This is a genomic window from Neolewinella aurantiaca (assembly GCF_008014675.1).
In the GTDB taxonomy this organism is placed as follows: Bacteria; Bacteroidota; Bacteroidia; order Chitinophagales; family Saprospiraceae; genus Neolewinella; species Neolewinella aurantiaca.
On the sequence record NZ_VOXD01000012.1, the window covers coordinates 12392 to 29021 of the forward strand.

The 16630-nt window shown below is 53.1% G+C and carries 11 protein-coding genes; 3 read left to right on the top strand and 8 right to left on the bottom strand.

Features of this window, described 5'->3' with window-relative positions; translation table 11 throughout:
* Positions 1-75: 75 nt before the first annotated feature.
* From mraY to mraZ, 6 genes are all read right to left on the bottom strand, one after another.
* A complete protein-coding gene (gene mraY, locus FUA23_RS09280) occupies positions 76-1332 on the bottom strand; it encodes a phospho-N-acetylmuramoyl-pentapeptide-transferase (RefSeq protein ID WP_147930465.1) in 1257 nt (418 codons plus the stop codon).
* On the bottom strand, positions 1322-3604 hold the full coding sequence (locus tag FUA23_RS22565) for a UDP-N-acetylmuramoyl-L-alanyl-D-glutamate--2,6-diaminopimelate ligase (protein ID WP_222707013.1): 2283 nt from the start codon (positions 3602-3604) through the stop codon (positions 1322-1324). The genes mraY and FUA23_RS22565 overlap by 11 nt, the downstream gene beginning before the upstream one ends.
* A gap of 119 nt (positions 3605-3723) precedes the next feature.
* Complete coding sequence (locus tag FUA23_RS09300; protein ID WP_147930466.1) at positions 3724-5847, bottom strand: penicillin-binding transpeptidase domain-containing protein; 2124 nt, start codon at positions 5845-5847, stop codon at positions 3724-3726.
* A gap of 134 nt (positions 5848-5981) precedes the next feature.
* Complete coding sequence (locus FUA23_RS09305; RefSeq protein WP_147930467.1) at positions 5982-6290, bottom strand: FtsL-like putative cell division protein; 309 nt, start codon at positions 6288-6290, stop codon at positions 5982-5984.
* Positions 6291-6440: 150 nt separating this feature from the next.
* Positions 6441-7355 (bottom strand): 16S rRNA (cytosine(1402)-N(4))-methyltransferase RsmH, encoded by a 915-nt coding sequence (gene rsmH, locus FUA23_RS09310; protein WP_147930468.1) that lies wholly within the window; start codon positions 7353-7355, stop codon positions 6441-6443.
* The gene (gene mraZ / locus FUA23_RS09315) at positions 7355-7885 is read right to left on the bottom strand and encodes a division/cell wall cluster transcriptional repressor MraZ (RefSeq protein ID WP_246144124.1); all 531 of its coding nucleotides are present in this window, start codon (positions 7883-7885) and stop codon (positions 7355-7357) included. The genes rsmH and mraZ overlap by 1 nt, the downstream gene beginning before the upstream one ends.
* A 465-nt stretch (positions 7886-8350) precedes the next feature.
* On the opposite strand from mraZ, the gene FUA23_RS09320 reads away from it, so the two are divergent.
* Both FUA23_RS09320 and FUA23_RS09325 read left to right on the top strand, forming a co-directional pair.
* On the top strand, positions 8351-9013 hold the full coding sequence (locus FUA23_RS09320) for a GDSL-type esterase/lipase family protein (RefSeq protein WP_147930469.1): 663 nt from the start codon (positions 8351-8353) through the stop codon (positions 9011-9013).
* A gap of 99 nt (positions 9014-9112) precedes the next feature.
* On the top strand, positions 9113-10384 hold the full coding sequence (locus tag FUA23_RS09325; protein WP_147930470.1) for a hypothetical protein: 1272 nt from the start codon (positions 9113-9115) through the stop codon (positions 10382-10384).
* A 276-nt stretch (positions 10385-10660) separates the two neighbouring features.
* On the opposite strand, the gene FUA23_RS09330 is transcribed toward FUA23_RS09325, so the two are convergent.
* Together FUA23_RS09330 and FUA23_RS09335 are read right to left on the bottom strand one after the other, a co-directional pair.
* On the bottom strand, positions 10661-12310 hold the full coding sequence (locus FUA23_RS09330) for a hypothetical protein (protein WP_147930471.1): 1650 nt from the start codon (positions 12308-12310) through the stop codon (positions 10661-10663).
* A gap of 90 nt (positions 12311-12400) precedes the next feature.
* Positions 12401-15946, bottom strand: a complete 3546-nt coding sequence (locus tag FUA23_RS09335) for an AsmA family protein (RefSeq protein WP_187270949.1) — start codon at positions 15944-15946, stop codon at positions 12401-12403.
* A 159-nt stretch (positions 15947-16105) separates the two neighbouring features.
* Here FUA23_RS09335 and FUA23_RS09340 point away from each other — a divergent pair, with 159 nt between their 5' ends.
* Positions 16106-16513: a hypothetical protein gene (locus FUA23_RS09340; RefSeq protein ID WP_147930473.1), complete on the top strand. Its 408-nt coding sequence runs from the start codon at positions 16106-16108 to the stop codon at positions 16511-16513.
* Positions 16514-16630: the final 117 nt, after the last annotated feature.

A 16630-nucleotide genomic window follows, 5' to 3' on the forward strand; every position in this document is an offset into this window, starting at 1 on the left:
TTTCAGTAGGCGTGGCTTCAACCGCTGCCTTGGTAATTATTTTTAAAGGCAGCGGCTGAAGCCGCGCCTGCTGGATCAGCGTAGTTTTAAGGTAAGAATGGTTGCTACCGCGAGGAGAAGGCCTACGATCCAGAACCTGATCACGATCTTGGTTTCGGGCATCCCTTTCTTTTGGTAGTGGTGATGTAATGGTGACATGAGGAAGATCCGTCGGCCTTCCCCGTATTTCTTTTTGGTGTATTTGAAGTAGCTCACCTGCATCACTACGGAGAGGTTCTCGATCACGAAAATCCCGCACAGCAGCGGCAGCAGCAGTTCTTTGCGTAGTAGTATGGCAAGCGCGGCAATCATACCTCCCAGGGCAAGTGACCCGGTATCGCCCATGAAGACAGTTGCCGGAAAGCCATTGTACCACAGGAAGCCGAGGCAGGCTCCGAAAAGGCAGGCGCTGAAGATCACCAGCTCCTGCGTACCCGGCAGGTGAAGAACCCCGAGATAGTTCGCCGCGATAGCATTGGAGCTCACGTAGGCGAACACGCCGAGTACCGCCGCAATGATCGCCGAAACTCCGGTCGCTAATCCGTCCAGCCCGTCGGTGAGGTTCGCCGCATTCGACACTGCCGTAACGATGAACACGATAAAGGGCACAAAAATGATCCACACCAGCGAAGCACCGATGTTGAAGATGTTATCGTAGGCGATGTGGCTGTTCTTGATGAAAGGAACGTTGGTCAGGGTCGTGCGGTAGTTTGCGCGTTCCATCGTCTTACCATTGGCAAGAACTGTGGAAGTCGCCTCCCCTACCCGATCTTCGGCGGTGAGTTCCAAAGCTTCTGCTTCTTCTACCGTCATCCGTACGGTTACCTGCTCGCTAAAGAGCATTACCAGTGCGATCAGGATGCCAAGACCGATTTGCCCGGCGATCTTGAACTTACCGGCCAGACCATCTTTATTTTTACGCTTGATCTTCAGGTAATCATCAACAAACCCGATTGCCCCCATCCATACCGTTGCAACGAGCATGGTGAGGAGGTAAACATTGTTCAGCTTTCCCATCAGCAGGCAGGGAACCAGAATAGCCAGCAAGATGATCACACCGCCCATGGTGGGAGTCCCTGCTTTCTGAGCCTGACCGTCGAGGCCAAGGTCGCGTACCGACTCTCCCATCTGGTGACGCTGAAGCATCTTGATGATCCGGTTACCGAAAAGCATGCTGATGACCAGGCTGAGGATAATTGCCACGCCAGCCCGTACGCTCAAAAAGTCGAACAGATTATTACCAGGAAAGTCTCCCAGAACGGATTCCAGCCATTTGAACAGACTAACTAGCATAATTGCGGGTATTTAGTGCGGTGGCTAATTCCAATTTATCGTTGAAGGGCAGGCGCTCTCCTTTGATTTCCTGGTAGGTTTCGTGGCCTTTGCCAGCAACCAGAACAATGTCCTGTGGCCTGGCAAACTGAACTGCGGTACGGATGGCACTGCGGCGATCCGTGATGCGCAGGGTTTTCTCTTTTTGCATCGAAGTGGTCAGGCCAGCTTCCATGTCGTTAATAATCGTTTCGGGATCTTCTGAGCGGGGGTTATCGCTGGTCAGAATTACCCGGTCGGCAATTTTTGCCGCCAATTGCGCCATCAGCGGGCGCTTCGTTTTGTCGCGGTCTCCCCCGGCACCAACGACACAGAGTAACTGAGCATCGGTCGCCAGAAGATCACGAAGGGTTGTGAGTACGTTTTCGAGCGCATCGGGCGTATGGGCGTAATCGACAACGGCAGTAACGAGCCCTGCTGGGTCCGTGACGTAGTCGAGCCGGCCGGCAGCAGCCGTCAGGCTGCTAATTGCCACGAGTACTTCGTCGCGTTCCTGCCCCAGTTCCATCGCTACCCCGAAGGCAGCAATGAGGTTGTAGGCATTGAACCGACCGATAAAGCGGGTGAACACCTCCGTTCCGTCCAGCTCGAGTTGCAAGCCCTGAGCGGAGTTGCTCAGCACTTTGGCGCGGTAATCCACCAGCTTGCGCAGGCTGAACGCCAGCTTGCGGGCTTTGGTGTTTTGCAGCATGAACTGGCCGTTCTTATCGTCAGCGTTTACGAGGGCGAAGGCCGTTTTCGGGAGTTGATCGAAGAACCCCTTCTTAGCGTCGCGGTAGGCCGCGAAGGTCTCGTGGTAATCCAGGTGATCGTGGCTCAGGTTAGTGAAAACACCGCCGTTGAAGGCGAGGCCGCAGGTGCGATGCTGGCTTACGGCATGGCTTGACACCTCCATGAATACGTAGTCGCAGCCGGCATCCCGCATTTCCGCAAGGAGAGCGTTGACCGACAGCGCATCCGGGGTGGTATGCGTAGCGGTTTGCACCTCGCTGCCAACCCGGATCTCTACGGTCGAGAGCAACCCGGCTTTGTAGCCCAGGTTGGTGTACAAATCGTGCAACAGGGTGGCAACGGTCGTCTTACCGTTGGTACCGGTGATACCGACAAGGGTAAGATCCTGGCTGGGGTTGTGGTAGAACTCTGCGGCTGTTTGGGCCAGGGCTTTGGCCGAGTTTTTTACCTGGAGATACGTTTCCCTCTCCCCCGGCCCCTCTCCTCGGGAGAGGGGAGACGAGGCAGACGTGAGTGCTTGCTCTCCCATTCTGTTCTCCTCCAGCTCCTCTTTTCGGGAATCGGGAGACGAGGCAGACGTGAGTGCTTGCTCTCCCATTCTGTTCTCCTCCAGCTCCTCTTTTCGGGAGTCGGGAGACGAGGCAGACATGAGTGCTTGCTCTCCCATTCTGTTCTCCTCCAGCTCCTCTTTTCGGGAATCGGGAGACGAGGCAGATGTGGGTACGCCGTAGTAGACTTCCGTTGGGTACGGGAAGGGGCGGCTTTCGCGCTCGTCCAGTATGGTTTTGATCTTAGCTGCAACTTCAGATGGCTGAGCTAAAACTTCTTCGTTAGTAAAGCGAATTACCTTATAGCCTACAGACTCAAACTTTCTAGAGCGTTCTTCGTCGCTCCAATACATTTCTGGTGTTTCGTGGTAGCCGCCATCAACTTCAACGATTAGTCGTTTTTCAAAAAACACAAAGTCTGCAATAGCGTATCCCATCGGTCTTTGACGGTATACTTTATAGCTAAGTTGGTTGGCTCGGATTTTGCCCCACAGTACTTTCTCTGCGGGGGTCGGAGCGCTGCGCATTTTCTTTGCGTAGCCTAAAATGGTTTGTGCATGCGCTTCAGGCAATGACCAGTAAGTTTTGGTCAGTTCCCCAACAGCGAACTCTTCTTCCGCAGCACCTCCGACACCAAAGCCGTCTCCCCTCTCCCGAGGAGAGGGGCCGGGGGAGAGGGAACGAACAGAGGGGGTTTCATTGCTATCCGAACCTCCCCCCGCACCTGCGTCCGCGCCCACAGGCAGCTCTTCGCAAATAATTGCCGTAGCACCAAGCTCAATCGCCTTGGCTATGTAATCGTGCCCGTCGACCTGCGTACCGCGAACGGCAACAAACAGGCAGCCCGGGACTGCTTTTCTTGAATCAAAAACCACGCAACTCACCCCACGACCGGTCACCTCGCCAACAACGGCAAGGGGATGAATCCGATCAATGATTTGGGTAAGTTGCATGGTTAAAATAGTTATCTGGTATCAGTAAAAAGGAAAAAATGGTTGCAAAAAATTAGTAATTGAGATTCAACTCGTATCCTTATTGAATCAGTGTCTTTTGGGATTTTGATCTATGGGCGTCAGTTAAGTATTAAGGTGACATCTTTACCGCGCTTCCCTTTTCCGTCGGTATGCCACTGCTGGTCGGTGACCCTGCCAACACCTTTGGGGTGTACTTTGTATCCGTTGTTTTCCAGGACGTAGACTGCGTCACGCAGTCTCATCCCCCGAACGTTTGGCCACTGCTGGGCTGCGGGATCCCATGGCTTCACCACTACCCGTTCGTCTGCGGCATCCACCACCGCCAGTTCGCTGCCCGGCAGGCTGTCCAGCTTCACGTTGACGTAGTCGAGAATGGTAGTGATCTCGGCCAGATTCCCCGCGTCACGGTTGGGCAGTTGTGCAGCGTAAAGCACCGGGCGTGGCCCCTGATTGAGCGCATCGTGGACGGTGATCATACTGTTGTAGATATTGTCGGATATCTCACGGAAAACCGGACCTGCAACCTCGCCACCGTAGTATCCGCCCTGGGTAGGGTTGTAAATCACTACGATCACGCTATAGACTGGTTTTTCAGCCGGGAAATAGCCAGCAAAGCTCGCCTGGTGCTCGGTTTTACGCCGGCGCTTTCCGTAATTCTGCTGACTCGTCCCCGTCTTACCCGCAAAGCGGTACTTATCGGATTTGAGTTTCTTAGCCGTACCGCGCTCTACCACACCCTCAAGGAGTGTTTGCAATTCTTCGATGGTGTGCTGCGAAGCAATCTGTTCATCGACCACCGTTGGCCGGAAGTCGGTGAGGGTCTTCCCTTCTCTGCGAATCTCTTCAACTACGTAGGGCTTCATCATCTTGCCACCGTTAGCAACGGTGTTGAAAAAAGTCAGCATTTGCAGCGGAGTCAGGCGGGATTCGTAGCCGAAGGAGAGCCATGCGTTAGAGATGCCCGACCACTCGGCGCGGCTGGTATCGTTTACCATTGGTGTTCCTTCTCCGGAAAGCTCGATCCCCGTCTTCTCGTCGAGGTGGAACGACTGCAAGCGGGCCGAGAACTCACCGTCGACGTAGAGGCTGTCGGCCAGCTTGGCCATCGCCACGTTGGAAGATTGCTCGAAAGCCTGGCGGATAGAGATCACATTCCAGTGCCTGCTGAGCGGGTTGGAGTCGGTTACCTTCACCTTGTCTTTAGAGAATTCCTTCACCCCTTTTTCGATATCGATCTCGCCGTCAAGGGTCACTTTTTTGTCTTCCAGCAATGCCATCATTGTGGCCAGTTTGAAGGTAGACCCCGGCTCTGTACTCCGCTGAATAGCATAGTTGTACTGCTCGAAGTATTTCGTGCGGGTAGTGTTCATCCCCAGGTTGGCGATGGCACGAATGGCGCCGGTCTTGACGTCCATCACAATTGCCGCGCCCCAGTCTGGCCGGTGCTTGCGCATCGCCCGGTGCAGGGCATTCTCGGTAATGTCCTGAATATTGACGTCCAGCGTGGTGTAAACATCAGCACCTGCAGTAGGCTCTACGATGGCGAGGTTTTCGGTTGGCAACCATACATCATCGTTCTTGCTGATGCTGAACATATGAGCTTTGCCGCTTTTGCCAGCGAGTTCTTTATCGAATGCGTTTTCAATTCCTACTTTCTTGCCGTCGATCTTACCGATCGTCCGCCGGGCAAGCCAGCCGAAGGGCCGCTTACGCTCGTCTTTTTTGGTCACAATGAAACCACCGCCAAACCGCCCGAGGTTAAAAATCGGGAATTTTTTGATCTCCTGTAGTTCGCGGTAACTGACGCTCTCGGCAATTTTATAGTAGTGGCGGGCAGGCTTGCTGAAGCTGTCACGCATAAAGGTCAGGCTGTCGCGCCAGTCTCCGGCGGTATGGCTATCGTCGACGTGCAGGCTCAGCAGGTAAGACAGGCTGTCGATGTTGTCGTAGTAAGTGCGGGGCGGCGCTACAAACGGATCGAAGTGCAAGGTAAAATACGGTACCGAAGTAGCCAGCAGGTTATTGTTACGGCTGTAGATGTTGCCCCGCTCAGGCCGTACTTCACGTTCCTGGAAGTACTCAGCGCCCTTTTTCATGTTTGCCTCCCTGTTGATAACGGCGATATCAATCGTCTTGTACGCCAACGCGCCCGCAATCGCCACCATGACGGCGACGATAAGGTAAATCCTGACCAGGACATCGTCTTTGTAATTTAGAGCCATTGTTACTGGGTAGTTCTTGGTGGGTAGTGGGTAGTTATTAAATGATGGTGGTGGTGTTACAGACGCTGGAGTGTGGAAGGCGTAGCAGGCTTGGGATACCGAAGCTATGGGCGGCTATTACCCCAACTATCCTGCTATTTACTATTCACTACCAACTTCTTAGGTTTTCCCCGGTGCATGCGCAGCCCGTCTTCGCGGACATTTTCCACAACTTCGGAGCGCAGACCGTTGTACATGTTCTCACTTTCGAGCGACATGTAAAGCCAGCGTTTTTCTTTGATTTCGTCTTCGAGGTATTGGATACGGCGTACGTTGTACTCCGCGTAATGGGCATTGCCGATATACAGCAGGGCCAGCCCGCCCAGAAAGGCAAGGAAGCCGAGGTTATTCAGGATGAAGGAGGAGACGTCAAAGGACGGTCCTCTGCTGCGTTTAGCTGCCATTTTAATCACACCTTTTGGACATTTGAATGCCGGACAAATGATTCCCCATCCCTGATTCAGGTGCCGCACCGTACAGGCGGCACCGTCAATTGGTACGAGTCTCAAAATCTCAAATTCAGCAATCCTAATTCAACAATCAATACGTGGCGACTATTCTTCGCCTTTTCTTAAACCTACCCGCAGTTTAGCGCTACGGGCCCGGCTGTTCCGCTTCAGTTCTTCAGCGGAAGGCAACTCGGGTTTCTTCGTCAGGATTTTATAGGGACGGTCAATTTTCCCGTAAAAATCCTTGATGACGTTTCCGTCCGCGTTGCCTGTTTTGAGGAAATTCTTCGTGATGCGGTCTTCCAGCGAGTGGTAAGAGAGTACAACGAGTCGACCTTTGTTTGGTATCAGTAAGTCGGTGGCCTGGGCCAAAAGATCAGTAAGTGCGCCGATCTCGTCGTTAACCTCTATCCGCAGTGCCTGGAACACTTGCGCCAGGTAGCGTGGTCGTGTACCGCGCACCCAGGGATCGCAGACATCCAGGAAGTTCTGAATGGTCACGATGGGTGCATTTTCGCGGGCTTCCACAATTGCGTGAGCCAGCGAGCGGGCGTTACGAACTTCGCCATACTCCCCGAACACCTGCTGCAGATCGTCGGCTTCATAGTTGTTCACTATGTCGGCGGCGGTGCGGTCGGCGGCCTTACCCATGCGCATGTCCAGGTCCGCGTCGAAGCGGTAGCTGAACCCCCTTTCGGCCTGATTGAACTGGTGGCTGGAGACCCCCAGGTCAGCGAGCAACCCGTCAATCTGAGTTACTCCGTGCAGACGCAGGTAGTTGCGCAAGTGGCGGAAGTTGGCGGCTACGAAGGTGAAGCGCTCATCGTCGAGGGCATTGGCACGGGCTTCCTCATCCTGATCGAAGCCGAACAGACGAATGTCCATATCACCGGCTTTTTCCAGAATGAGGCGGCTGTGACCGCCTCCTCCGAAGGTTACATCTACGTAAATTCCTCCAGGACGGAGATCCATAGCATCCACGCATTCGTGGGCCATTACGGGTATGTGGTATTCAGACATCAGTCTTCAACTTTTTTACCCTTCGAATCACCGAACAACTCTTCGGCAAGCGCCGCCGGATCTTCCAGCGCCTCTTGCAGCAATTCGTCGTATGCGGCTTCCGTCCAGATTTCAATTCTGTCGTTGCGGGCGCACAAAATCAGGCTCTTCTCCCCTTCTGCATAGGCCTGCAACCGCTTGGGCAGCAGAATCCGGTCTGCAGAATCAGGAGTCACCTCATTGGCGCCACGGTAAAAAATCCGCTTAAACGTTTTATGGCGAGGACTGAGATCGCTCAATTCGTCAACCTCCTTCTTCACCTCGTTCCAAACGGGACGAGGATACATGGTCAGGCATTTATCGAAGCCCTGGTTAACAACAAATTCAAGCTCGTCCCGGTCTCCCAGTTTTTTGAGTAAAGCACCAGGAATACGAAAGCGGCCCTTGCTGTCAAGGGACACATCATACTCGCCGATAAGATTATACTCAAGTACCATAAGCGGACCCCACGGGATATACGAACCCCTTGGGACTGTAAAAATACAGTGCATTGACACAAATTCCCACTTTTCGACACTTTATTTCACATCTTTTTCACTCAGCCTGAGTTTCAAAGCATAAAAAACGACGCACTTGGTCGCAAAAAAATTACACACGTAATTTTAGATCGCAATAAAATGTCATTTCTATTCAAATCTTGGTACAGTTTTTTCTTCTTCCAACCTACCTCGGCTTCCTGAGCCTCTTTTTGAGTTTTTCCGTAAGACTATACTGGTGGGAAAAAGTGTCGGTAGGTGTAAAAGAAAGTGGTAAATCTTCATCGCCAACCACTTCAGGGCACAATATAGGGCAAATTGTTTGCTAAATTTCAAAATACCAACATTAACACAATTCGGAGGCGAGGCCGCAGGTGCAGCGCACGGGTTAATGGAAAGGACTATCCGGAAATGATGGTTAGAATTGATATCTTCACCTTCTTCTATACCTTAGGTATATCATCATGCAAACCGTAACTAATGCTACGCCCTTTTCTATTTACCCTTACTCTTCTTCTCATGGAAACTACCTGTTTCGGACAAAACGACTTTGCTAACCTGGCCCGGTACGCAGACCACAACGAAGTCCGAGCCGAAATGACCAACGAAGTCGTCTTCCTCGGCAACTCGATTACCGACAGCTGGTACGCCCGGGATACTGCTTTCTTTGAAAGCAACAACTTTGTCGGGCGTGGCATCAGTGGGCAAACCTCAGAACAGCTCTTGCTTCGTTTCCGCCCGGATGTAGTCAACCTGAAACCCAAAACCGTAGTCATCCACATCGGCACCAACGACGTAGCCGAAAACACCCGCCCCTACAGCGAGGATTACACCGTTGGTAACATTGCTTCCATGATCGACATTGCCGACCAGAACGACATCCGCGTTGTTCTGGCCTCGGTTTTGCCCGCTACCGGATTCTCCTGGCGGCCAGCTCTCGGTGATCGCTCTGCCATGATCGTTGCCCTCAACAAAAGACTAAAGCAGCTGGCAGAAGAGAAAAACGTGGACTACCTGGATTACCACTCCGCCCTCAAGAACGACCAGAACGGCATGGACAAAGAGCTGGCTCCGGACGGCGTCCACCCCACCATGAAAGGCTACGGAATGATGAAGGAGATGGTGCTGAAAGTGCTGCGGTAACGCACTGGAGCGAGCTGCCTGCGGCAGCGGGTTCGAAGGCAACTCGCTTCAGGTCGTATTATTCATACGCTCTATATTTGAGGTTAACCCTCTCGCCAAATGAAATCCTATTTACCAGTACTAATTACCTACGCTCTCTGCTCTCTTCTCACAGGTTGCAGTACAGAAGGGAGTCACCCAACCGGAATCTATCTCTCCGTCTGCACTACGGAAAACGGCTCACCGTATAGCGATTTAACGGTATTCCACGTAAAAGAAGATTCAATTACCGCAAGCACTCTCAACAACTTCCTCAATGGCAGTACATCTCAAGGAACGGCTATACCTACTTCTGTACTTAACACTCCTTATTACAAAGACTATGATCAGTGGTTCAAAGACACTATAACCGCAACCATAACGGCGGATGAGTTAACGATAACCTCTATCGGAATCTCAAATAGCATAACGATTGCTAAGCACCTGCAGGGCATCAATTCCGGTAAGATCCACCTCGCTGACAATAGTATGGTAGCCAATAAGGCATTTGAAAGATGGAGCGACCGGTCCCGCTGGCTGTTCTCAGCGGACAACCGGCTCGAGGTAAGAACCCATGATAACAAAGCGCTCTATGAACTGGAATATGACCAGTTTTACACCATCGATAGTTTTGCCAATTCTCGATTTTTGAATGTCCATACCAACAACCAACATAAGTATACTATTGACACTATTAGCGAATCCTACATCGCGCTGGAACAGGTTGGCTGCGCTCCCACAAAGGACACCCTGAGGTTTTTAAAGGATACGTTTATCGAAAACCTACTCCCCCCGGCAGAGATCCTTGCCGAACACCCCGAATATGAACCTAAGAGTTATTCAACCTACTGGTACGAAACGCTGTGGACGTTTACCTTTTTGAACGATGGAACTTTTAAGTATCTCCCAAGCGGGCACTTTAGTGCCGGGCACCTGTACACAGGCACCTTTAAAGAACAAGACGGTATTATTGAGTTAGGCTATGTGAAAAGCGATTTCGGTGACTTGCGTGCAACCACTGACCCCACAAGGCTATTCCGGCTGGATGCCGATCACCTTCGCTGGTCCAACGGTGCCTTGATTTCCACCAACGAAAAAAAACGAGAACCTTGGGAGGATTTATTCCATGAGCTTGTCGACGTATGTTCTCAAATGGTGGCTGAGAATAAATTTGGCGTGGCCAATGAGGCCTTCCCGTACATCTCAGCGGAGATTATAGCCATTACCCCTGAGGTTTTGGTCAGGTTTCAGCCCAGCTCCCGCAACGATAACCAGATCGCACCAGAATTAAGGGATACACTTTCGTTAAAAGAAATAAGGGTAAGGTATCCATACAGAGCACCAGAATATTAAAGCAAATGAAATACCGATGCCGTTCTTTTTGCGCGGTCGCAGGTGCAAGGATGCTTTTCCAGATAGCAAGAAATAGCCAGTAGAGCGGGTTTCCCCCCCACAACAACCTTTCTCTGCACCTGCGCACCGGCGCCCCTACCCTGTTCTTTTGGAGTCTCTGGAAAAAAGCAGAATCGCTTCTTTAAAACCAGCGTTTTCTTCACGGGGCTGTATCATTTATCTTCTCGCACCCGGAGGGTGCTCTGACCGCTCGCGCTGAAAGAGGGCGTTAACCGGTTAAAACACAGGCTTCACTCCCGTCATCTCCCAGTGCCCCAGTGCGATGGGGATGTTCCCGATGCCGTTCAGTTGATCGAAGAAGTCTTTAAGCATGAAGGGCTCGCCCTCCGCTTCCCGAACCCGCGCGAGATCGGTCATTGCGTTTTCCATGAGGTATTTGCCGGTGATGTAACTGGTACCGTAGCCCGGTTGCCGCAGGTAGAGGTGCTGCTCAAAAAGGAGGAGTTCTTTCTCCGTCTTCATCCATCCGCGCGGGGTGTATTCTGAATGAATACCGCCAGCTTCCTCCATCGTCATCTCGTTGGCGTGAGCGTAGAGTGAGCCCAATCCCCGGGCTGCGCGCTGAGCGATCATGATGTAGACGATTTCCCGCACGCGGGGATTATCGTCGTACAAACCCGCCTGCATAAACATTTCCTCCACGGCGGTCGCCATGCCCTCGTTGCGGGAGTCGAAAATATTGTAGAGCAGCGCGCCGCGCCGGACCGGGCTGGCGTGCGGTTCTGTATCCATCCGGGCCAATTCAAACCAGTGGTAGAAGTGGGAGTACAACGGGCGCTGATCGTAGTGCGCCGTAATCCAGAAGAAGTTGCGGGTATCGGCGGGGACAAAACCACCAAGGTGCTCCCGCAGTGCAGGATCGAAGTAGTCTTTAACCGTTACGATGTCTTCCTCTTCGAGGAAGTTGATCAGGCTTCGGGCCGATTTATCAGCCATCTCAGCGTAGGCCTCCGGCGAGTCGGCAGCTACCAGCGGCGGCAGTTTCCGGTTACGGTGTTCTTCGAGCTTTAGCGATGACCAGGCCCGTGCCAGTTCACGTTTCAGGATCATTACCTCATCGGCCCAGGTAAGCGGAACGAGGTGGACGTTTTGCAGGTACCAGGTATAGTTTTCCTTACCGATGCCGGAGGGGCCGGTTTTAGTTTCTGCTTCCGCATTCAGCCAACCGACCAGTTCCACTGAAGACTCGTAGGCCAACTCCACCGCACGAACCAAATCCTTGTCGTCACTCACGCCATCCATCCCGAGGACAGCTTTGAGGTTATCCCCCTGGTCCTGAATATCGCGGATACCAGCGACCCACAATTCCTTAGCGTTGCCCGTCAGGTTTTGCCGGGCCTGCTTATTGAGTGAGGGGATAACGCGAAGATCAGCGAGTAAGCGATCCCGTTCGGAGGCAGTCAGCGGAAATGTGTAGGTCCATAGTTCGGTAACGCCGTGGTGGGTTGGTCCTTCGTGAGCGGGCACATCGCTGCGCGATGTCCACAGGCTTTTGTAGAAGGCGGGGTCACGAGCCCATGGCTTTAGAATTCGGTCATTGAAGTCGTAACCGTTCATTTCGGCGCGGACGATGTTCCAGTCTACTTGCTCGGCAATGCTCCAGCCCGTAGTGTCCATCGCCAGCAGGCGGGCGCGCAGGACTTCGAAAGCCGGACGGCGTTGGCTGAAGGTGTTGGCGGTGTAGTCCGGTGCACCTTCCAGTAGCGGCGGTTGCTCAAAGGTCCGCCACTCGTCGAAGAGGGTGAGTAACTGCCCGTAATCGCTAGTCGTTTCAACAACCGGTGATTCCGCAGCCGGGGCATTGGGTTCGCAACCGAAAAGCAGGCAAATAACGATCGAAGAAAGAAACAAAGAAAACAGGCGCATCGGATATGGGTTGGTTTTGACCGGCAAGATATGACCAACTCACCTGACTCCCGGCAAAAGCATAAACCTTTGCCTGAAATCAGGTTGGGTTTACTCCCGGCGTTTTGCCCGCTCCTGTCTCCGCAGTTCTCTCAATTCTTCCAATCGGCCGCGTTGCCGGTAGTACTTTCTGCGGCCCAGGCGGAATTTCATCTTCTGCTCTCCTCTTTTATCCCGTTCCACCACCAGGTAGACCTTCCAACCGGCATTATGGAACCCTGTGTTCTGCGGGGGCGTATCGAGCATGCCCCGGCCAATATTCCGCAACGGCACCGCAATCAGTAGATCAGGCCCTTTGAGACTGTCGAAATCTCCTTCGATAAAAAGTTGCAGGGCAGTTGACTGGACCTCCGTGCGTGGTAACCAGGCCTTTCCGTTCTCCAGCTTCAACTTCAGGTTCAGCGGAGCGAAGCGAAGGGTATCGAAACGCTTCTTCATTTTCACCTTGCGGCCTACTTCCTTCAGGGCCGGCCAACCGGAAAGTTCCAGGTCGGTCAGCAGGAGTTTCAGGTCTCCGGTGGTGCTGTCCAGCATCACCCGTTGGGTTTCTTCGTTCATTTTACTCACTACGTCTCCACTCATTGAGAGTACGCCCGACACAGTCCCTTCCGCCTCCTGCGGGGCAATGTTCATCGTTTTCATCACCTGCTGCAGCTCGCCCAGCGCAAGAGAATCCGTTTTCCACTTTACCAGAAAAGGAGATTTCACCTTTTTATCGATGTCGTAAACAGCCGAGAAGGTTACATTTCCTTCTCCCAAACGGAAACCTGAGGTTTCCAGAATCAGCCGGGTGGAATCCTCGAGCCGCAGTCCCGACCTTACATCCGTCAGAACTGTGTTTGCGTCCGTACGGAAGGTATCTACCCGCAAACTGAGTTCGGGACTAAAGGCACTGAATATCCCTCCGGTTGCCGACAGAATATCCTGCGGGTTGAAGGCGGCAGTATCTACCGCGCTGGCCTTACGCTTACGAATAAGCCCCTGAATATCCGACCAGTGCAGCCGCTGAGCGGAGGCATTGGCTTTCATCCTGAAGGTTGCGCCCGGCTCGGGATATAGAAAAGCAGAAAGGCGGTCGAGGGTACCGTTCAGTACAACCGACCGGCGGGTAGAGTCAGAGATCAGTTCCAGATTATAAGCGACGTGTTCGTCGGCGGAATGAACGGAAAACTTACGAATCGGTACAAACACATTTCCGGGCCGGTACTCTACCCTGCTTGAGTCTATTTCCAGCGACAGGTTTGTCGTCCGGATCAGTTCATTAAGGTCATCAGGGGTTCCTTCCAAATCCATATCAATAGTGAAGCGGCCAGTACCAAAGAAAAAATCTTCCGCGGCAAACAACTGATTTACCACGATAGGATCTCCTTCCAGGTGGAGCCGTGTATGCAGGCTGCCGGAGCGCGGCGCATAAGTGATATTGCCGGAGAAAAGTTCTTCGCTGCCTTCGCTGAAGCTAAGGCTCCCGGTATTATCTCCCGGTCGAACTCCGGCGACATCGTTAATTACTCCACGGTGAGCAAAATCGATCTTCAGGTCCTGCGGCAAAGAATCGAGGCCGGAGGGGAGTTTCAGCCCGAAGTGTTCCAGGGCGGGCCGGGTCCGGTTGAGGTTCAGGTGCTCAGCACCTGCCACTAACCGAAAAGGTGTCGTTCCGGATTCACCCAGGCCCAGACGCGCGCCAAAGTCGAGCTGACTGTCTTCCCAATCGAAACTCGTTTGCTCCAGAACGAGGGTGTCCCCGTCAAATCGTAAGCCGGTTGCAAAGTTGGTCACGGCAAGGATGTCGTAGTAGGAGACTGTATCAAAACGGGCCTCCATTTGCGGGCGGAACGAAGCCTGCAGACCGAGGAGCGCCTTTTTCATGGCCTTAACGCGCTGGTCACCGTTCACGGCATCCTGCGTTTGCGCCCCCTCAGCATCAGAAGACGGGTTAGTGACAAGTTGTGGTTGCCGGTTCTGGTCGTCGGAAGCGAACATACCACCTTCACCAAACATGGCCAGAAAGTCGGTCCAGCTAATGCGCGGTGCGTGGAGTCTCACGTCGGTCCGTATACTGTCTGCCGGACGGTCGAGCAGCAGGGGCAGCAGATTATCCATTTCTCCCTCCATACCGAAGGCGAAGCCCGTACTGAGTTCTCCGCTCTGGAGTTTGAACCGAACATCTTTAGCCCTTTTCACCAACTCAAGGTGACGGAGCGGGAAGGTGACGTTGGCCGGTTTGTACAGCACCTTGGTATTGGTCAGCACCAACTTACCGTCACTGCTCTGGATGATCTTCGGCATGTAATTGAGCGACTCGTTGATGTACGTCGACAGCACAAAACGGCCATCGCCAAAGATGAAGTTCTCGGTTCCGACATTTTTGTTGATCGCACGCGCCGGCCCGGCTACCCTGATGGGAGCATCGAGGTAAGTATCTCCCACCACACCTCGTATAATTGCTTCGGGGAAGCTGATGAACAACGCCCCCTGGTACGCCCGTGAAGTATCGAGCTTGATGCGGAAGTTCTTCTTACTCCCCGGGATTCCCCCCTCGCTGACCGCCAGTTCGTTTACGAACGTACCCTGGCTGAATACTTTTCGAAACGGAAACTGATTGATCCTTACGTCGTTGCCCGTCAGCTTAAAGTCGACACTAATATCTGGCTCCTGATCCGCTACCAGGCTGGACTGAATACTGGCCATCGCGCTGAAACGGTCCCTTACGTGGTACTTCTCGAGGTTTTTCCGCAACTCCTCCGGGAGCAATACCAGGGTGGAATCGTAATGAACGGCAGCACTTTCAATCTGAAGGCTAAGGCCTTTGTCGGCACCGGTACGTAGTTGTCCCGCGCAGGTAAACGTTTCGTCCCTGATGTGGAGCACAGTACTGGCCAGCTCCCACACGCCATCATTGTTATCGATATGTAAGTCGCCCCGCAGGGGCGACCGGACGAGAAACTCTCCCTTTTCGGTATTGAAGGCAATTCCCTCGACGAACGCGGCGACCTTACTGTCGGTATGCATCCCGAAGGGAGTCTTTTCGGTTTCGGTCCGTAAAGAGTCGAGATGTACCACCATCCTTTTGTTCCGGTCGGGCCGGAGGAAGGCGAGATCTACGTCGATTAACGCGATCTTCAATCCACTCCACACAAATTGGGGTTCGAACCATCCTTTACGCTGTACCGAATCCGCGGGCGTGCGCTGCCGGGTGAGTTTGCCGAGGTTGAAACCGCCCAACGAATCGCTCGCGACGTACACTGCGGCGTGGCTCAGTTCAATACTGTTGAGGCGCAGGGTATCGAAGATGAGGTTGCCCAACGTCAGGGAACCGCTGAAATGCTGAGCGGCAAGCAGTGGAGGTTCTGCGACCGATCGCGTAGTGTCGCGCACCACCATACTGTCGATGGTAAAGGTGACGTGGGGGAAACTCTTCCAGGCCTTGAAGTCGAGTTCCCGAAAGGTAACATCAAGGCCCGATGTACTGACAAATTCGCTCAGGATCTTCTCCTGACTGGAATCCAGGTAGGCACTAAGCCACCAGGTTGCCAAACCCAGCAGCAACGCAACAACGCCTGCAAAGATGAGCAACCAACGGACAATTTTTTTCAGCATAAGGAGGAACTTGCCGGACACGTCGGAAAACAGAGGCAACGTAAACACAGCTCTCATTTAACGAAAGTAAGCAGTACGGAGTTCGGTACGTCGACATTACGACGAAACAACATACGTTGTTTTGTAAAAAAGGAAGAGCACCTTAACTTTATGCCAGCAATGCAGAACCGTAAATTCAAACGACAGATCGCCCGCCTCGAGAGGGCTGGCAACGACGATTTTCTCCTCATCCTTACCGGAGGAGCAGGCGCGTTTGCTACCCACGAGTTGCACCTTTTGCTGCGACGCATACGGGTAAGGACCCAGCAGGTAAGCCAGTTACGCAAAACGATGTTTAAGGTAAGTCTTTGCATTCCGCTGCTGATGCTTGCCGCCTGTGTGGCAGCTTTGGTTTCCCTGCGGGGGCTGATGGCCATCTTTGTTTTAGCAATCCCCGTTTGCCTGATCATTCTGCTGTACCAGCAGGTCCGGGCGGGCCGCAAATTCAGTTGCTACGACCGGGCCAAGCGTTTACGGGCCATCATCCAGCAGGAATTGGCGCGCCGCCGGCGCGGGATGACTTACTGATTCTCAAACAGTACCGAAGGTGGTTTCAATCATTGCCGGCCAGCCATCAGGGCGCGGCCGCAGGTGCAGTGTAGGTTGAAGAAGCATCGTTTAAACAATTGGCCAGAACGAGTTAGA